This is a genomic window from Hydrogenophaga sp. (genome assembly GCF_028698005.1).
In the GTDB taxonomy this organism is placed as follows: domain Bacteria; phylum Pseudomonadota; class Gammaproteobacteria; order Burkholderiales; family Burkholderiaceae_C; genus Hydrogenophaga.
Window position 1 is genome coordinate 1 of the sequence record NZ_JAQVEJ010000217.1, and the last position, 3659, is coordinate 3659.

The window sequence follows — 3659 nt, forward strand, 5'->3', positions numbered from 1 at the left end:
ACCCAGGGCACATCCAGGCCCATGAGCAGGGTCAGGTCGTAGCCGCGCTGCCAGGCCAGGGCATCGGCCCAGAGTGCGTCGTCGTCGAAGTAGAGCGCGCTGTAGGCGGCCACCACCATGGCCGAGGTGTCGGCGATGACGATGTCGGCGTCGTCCGCCGCGGCCGCCTCGGCGATCAGCTCGGCCTGCCGGGTGGCCAGCGCGGCCTGCTCATGGGCCAGGGGGGCTCGGCCGGCCTGCTGGCACCACTGGCGCAGGTGCTCGTCAACTTGCCGACAGCGCAGGCCATGGCGGGCGGACAGGTGCCCGGCCAGCGTGCGGGTCAGCGTGGACTTGCCGGTGGATTCGCCACCGATGAGCGTGACGACAGGGGTGGCCACCGGTCAGGGGCGGCCGCTGGCGACCTGAACGAAAATTTCGTTGGGCTTGACCATGCCCAGTTCCCGGCGCGCCAGTTCCTCGACCATGTCCAGGCCCTCTTGCAGGTCCTGAACCTCGCTGGCCAGGCGCTCGTTGCGCGCCTGCGCCTCGCGGTTGGCCGCCTCGACGGTGGCCAGCTCGCGCTTGAGGGCTGCGACCTGGGGAACGCTGCCCCGCCCCAGCCAGAGCTGGGCATGGAAAACGAGCAGCAGGCCCAGCAGCAGAAACGGGATCAGGCGTCGGCCCATGGCGTGTCAGTGTAGCCTTGCCACGCACCGGCGCGGCACGCCGTTCGTCATCCCCTCAGGTTGTAGAACGCATCGCGCCCCGGGTACACGGCCACGTCGCCGAGGTCTTCCTCGATGCGCAGCAACTGGTTGTACTTGGCCATGCGGTCGGAACGGCTGAGCGAGCCGGTCTTGATCTGGCCGGCATTGGTGCCCACCGCGATGTCGGCGATGGTGTTGTCCTCGGTCTCGCCCGAGCGGTGGCTGATGACGGCGGTGTAGCCGGCGCGCTTGGCCATTTCGATGGCGGCGAAGGTCTCGGTCAGGGTGCCGATCTGGTTGATCTTGATCAGGATCGAGTTGGCGATGTGCTTGTCGATGCCTTCCTTGAGGATCTTGGTGTTGGTGACGAACAGGTCGTCGCCCACCAGCTGCACGTTCTTGCCCAGGCGCTCGGTCAGGATCTTCCAGCCGTCCCAGTCACCTTCGGCCATGCCATCCTCGATGCTCACGATGGGGTACTTGTCGCACCAGGCGGCGAGCATGTTGGTCCACTCTTCGGCGCTCAGCACCAGGCCTTCGCCGTCGAGGTGGTACTTGCCGTTCTTGTAGAACTCGCTGGAGGCGCAGTCCAGGCCCAGGGCGATCTGCTCGCCCGGGGTGTAGCCGGCGGCGCTGATGGCGTCGAGCAGCAGCTGCAGGGCGGCCTCGTGGCTGTCCACGTTCGGGGCGAAACCGCCTTCGTCACCGACGGCCACGCTCATGCCCTTGTCGTGGATGATCTTCTTGAGGGCGTGGAACACCTCGGCACCCCAGCGCAGGGCCTCGCGGAAGCTGGGTGCGCCCACGGGGATGATCATCAATTCCTGCAGATCGAGGTTGTTGTTGGCGTGTGCGCCGCCGTTGATGACGTTCATCATCGGCACCGGCATCTGCACGGCGCTCATGCCGCCGAAATAGCGGTACAGCGGCAGGCCGGCCTCTTCGGCGGCGGCACGGGCCACGGCCATGGAAACGGCCAGCATGGCGTTGGCGCCCAGGCGGCTCTTGTTCTCGGTGCCGTCCAGGTCGATCAGGGTCTTGTCCAGGAAGGCTTGCTCGGAGGCGTCCAGGCCCAGCACGGCTTCGCTGATCTCGGTGTTGATGTGCTCGACGGCCTTGAGCACGCCCTTGCCCAGGTAACGGCTCTTGTCGCCGTCACGCAGCTCGATGGCCTCGCGGCTGCCGGTGGAGGCGCCGGAGGGGACGGCGGCGCGACCCATCACGCCGGACTCCAGCAGGACGTCGCATTCGACGGTGGGGTTGCCGCGGCTGTCCAGCACTTCGCGGCCGACGATGTCAACGATGGCGCTCATGGTTTCCTTTCGATGTTTGCAATGGGGTGAGGTGTGTCGGTCTCAATTGAAATGGTCTTCGAGGAAGCCCTGGCGCTTGGTCACATCGTCCAGTGTGACCAGGGTTTCCAGGAGGGCCTGCATGTGCCTGAGCGGCACGGCGTTCGGACCATCGGACCAGGCCTCGGCCGGGTTCGGATGGGTCTCCATGAACAGGCCGGCCACGCCCACGGCCACACCGGCGCGGGCCAGCACGGGGACCATCTCCCGGGCGCCGCCGCTGGCCGAGCCCAGGCCGCCGGGCTTCTGCACCGAGTGGGTCACGTCGAACACCACGGGTGCGCCGCTCTTGCGCATCTCGGCCAGGCTGGTCATGTCGGCCACCAGGTTGTTGTAGCCGAAGCTGACGCCGCGCTCGCAGGCCAGGAAGCGGTCCTCGGACAGACCGGCTTCACGGGCGGCAGTGCGGGCCTTGTCAATGACATTGGCCATGTCCCAGGGCGCCAGGAACTGGCCTTTCTTGATGTTCACCGGCTTGCCCGACTGGGCAACGGCGCGGATGAAATCGGTCTGGCGGCACAGGAAGGCCGGCGTCTGCAGCACGTCGACCACACTGGCCACTTCGGCCACCTGGGCGGCTTCGTGCACGTCGGTGAGCACCGGCAGGCCGGTCTGGCGGCGCACCTCGTCGAGGATCTTCAGGCCGGCGTCCAGGCCGACGCCGCGCTGGCTGGTGCCCGAGGACCGGTTGGCCTTGTCGAAGGAACCCTTGTAGATCAGCGGGATGCCCAGGGCGGTGCAGATCTCCTTGAGCCGGCCGGCCACATCCAGTGACCGCTGCAGGCCCTCGATGGAGCAGGTGCCGGCGATCAGGAAGAAGCGGTGCGCCAGGCCAACGTCGAATCCGCAGAGTTTCATGGCCTTGCTGCCTCAGGTCTGGCGCGACTGCTGGTGGACCATCGCCGCCCTGATGAAGGCATTGAACAGCGGGTGACCGTCCCAGGGCGTGGACTTGAACTCGGGGTGGAACTGCACGCCGATGAACCAGGGGTGTACCTCGGACGGCAATTCGATGATTTCGGTCAGTTGCTCGCGCTGGGTGAGGGCCGAGATCACCAGGCCGGCCTTGCGCAACTGGTCGAGGTACTGCACGTTGGCCTCGTAGCGATGGCGGTGGCGCTCGGTCACCACGTCGCCGTAGATGCGGTGTGCCAGCGTGCCTGGCTGCACATCGGACGACTGTGCGCCCAGTCGCATCGTGCCGCCCAGATCGGAGTGTTCATCGCGCTGGTAAATGTTGCCGTCGGCGTCCTTCCACTCGGTGATCAGCGCGATCACCGGGTGCCGGCAGGTCGGATCGAACTCGGTGGAGTTGGCGCCGGCCAGGCCGGCCACGTCGCGGGCGTACTCGATGGTGGCCACCTGCATGCCCAGACAGATGCCGAGGTAGGGCACCTTGTTCTCGCGTGCAAAGCGTGCCGTGGAAATCTTGCCCTCGACGCCACGCGAGCCGAAGCCGCCTGGCACCAGAATCGCATCGTAGCCGCCCAGCTTCTCGCGGGCGTTGGCATCGGTGATGGTCTCGGAGTCGACGTGGTCGATTTTCACCCGGACATGGTTTTGCATGCCGCCGTGCTTGAGGGCCTCGTTGACCGACTTGTAGGCGTCGGAGAGATCG

Annotated in this window: 5 protein-coding genes; all 5 read right to left on the reverse strand. The window is 66.7% G+C overall.

Going from position 1 to position 3659, the window contains the following annotated elements; all coding sequences use genetic code 11:
- Positions 1 to 380, reverse strand: a 380-nt coding sequence (locus tag PHQ87_RS14925) for an AAA family ATPase (protein ID WP_300236054.1), incomplete at its 3' end; no start/stop codon positions are given.
- A gap of 3 nt (positions 381 to 383) precedes the next feature.
- Positions 384 to 668 carry a septum formation initiator family protein gene (locus PHQ87_RS14930; RefSeq protein WP_300236057.1) on the reverse strand — a complete coding sequence of 95 codons (285 nt, stop codon included), beginning with the start codon at positions 666 to 668 and terminating at the stop codon, positions 384 to 386.
- A gap of 47 nt (positions 669 to 715) precedes the next feature.
- Entirely contained in the window at positions 716 to 2002 is a 1287-nt protein-coding gene (gene eno, locus PHQ87_RS14935) for a phosphopyruvate hydratase (RefSeq protein ID WP_300236060.1), read from the reverse strand.
- Between the two features lie 42 nt (positions 2003 to 2044).
- Complete coding sequence (kdsA, locus tag PHQ87_RS14940) at positions 2045 to 2899, reverse strand: 3-deoxy-8-phosphooctulonate synthase (protein ID WP_300236062.1); 855 nt, start codon at positions 2897 to 2899, stop codon at positions 2045 to 2047.
- Between the two features lie 12 nt (positions 2900 to 2911).
- On the reverse strand, positions 2912 to 3659 hold a 748-nt coding region (locus PHQ87_RS14945), incomplete at its 5' end, for a CTP synthase (protein ID WP_300236064.1).